Annotated in this window: 1 protein-coding gene; it reads right to left on the bottom strand. The window is 61.4% G+C overall.

Translation table 11 applies throughout. The features are described 5' to 3' along the window. Window positions 1-7: 7 nt before the first annotated feature. A complete protein-coding gene (locus tag AC3WOE_RS30460) occupies window positions 8-1,168 on the bottom strand; it encodes an IS30 family transposase (RefSeq protein ID WP_492696293.1) in 1,161 nt (386 codons plus the stop codon). Window positions 1,169-1,229: the final 61 nt, after the last annotated feature.

The following is a 1,229-nucleotide window of genomic DNA, read 5'->3' as shown; positions in this document are numbered from 1 at the left end:
GGCGGATTCAACCGGTCATCGCAACACATGCGCTGAATCTCTCAGCGGGCGTCTGGAAGCCGAGCGTCTTGCGCGGCCTCTCATTCAATTGTCTGGCGATCGCGTTGAGCTGTAGCTGCGAGTAGCCGGAGATGTCGATGCCCTTGGGCAGGTACTGCCTGAGCAACCCATTGGTGTTCTCGTTGCTGCCCCGTTGCCAAGGGCTTTGAGGATCACAGAAGTAGACCTGGATGTCGGTGGCCATGGTGAATCGCTTGTGCCCATGCATCTCGGTGCCTCGGTCCCAGGTGAGGGATTTGTAGAGTTCCTGCGGCAGCTTGCGAGCATGCTTGATGAGCGCGTTCACGACCGTCTGCGAGTCCTTGCCGTCCAACTTCACCAGCATCACGTATCTCGTCTGGCGCTCGACCAGCGTCGCGATCTGGCTGTTGCCGCTGCCGAAGACCAGGTCTCCTTCCCAATGACCAGGCACCGCCCGGTCTTCGGCTGACGCGGGCCGCTCGCTGATCGACACCGCGTCGACGATCTGGCCGTGGATCGCAGTCTTCTGCGTGTAGGAGCGAGAGCGGCGCATGCCGCGCGTGCGCCGCAGGTGCTCCAGCAGTTCCTTCTTCAAGGCGCCACGCGCTTGAATGAACAGGCTGCGGTAGATCGTCTCGTGTGACACGTGAAGGCGCTGATCGTTCGGGTAAGTATGCTTGAGCCAGCCCGCGATTTGCTCTGGTGACCACAGCATCCGAAGCAAGTCCGCCACGATCCCGGCCAGACCCCGGTTCTTGGTCAATTTGCAGAGCTTGGGGCGAAGAGCGCGCTCCCATGCCGCTTGGTCAGCCAGGGTCGCGCGATAGTCGTTCTGGCCGCCGTTGCGTCCGATCTCCCGGCTGATCGTCGACGGAGCCCTTCCGAGTCGGGCAGCAATCGAACGCATCGATTGGCCACCTGTCAGCGCCCGCGAAATCTCTTCTCTTTCTGCCAGAGTCAGCGCACCTGCGCAGCGGCGGCGCTCGGGCGGTCGAATGCCGCCGCTGGCCGACAGGATCTTCTGGATCGATGTGTGCCCACGGTCAAACAGCTTGCCGATCTCATGAAGCGTCCAGCCGTCTTTCCAACGCTCCCACATCAATGCCTTCTGCGTGGCCGTGTAGTACGTTCGTGTCCGGTATTTCATTTGCAACACTCCTTCTGCCTGAGCAGGGGTCAGTGTGTTGCGTCGACTGGTTGAATCCGCC

Source organism: Roseateles sp. FW305-36 (assembly GCF_058787015.1).
Note: the sequence above shows the minus strand (reverse complement) of the source record. Positions and strands in the feature narration are given on the sequence as shown.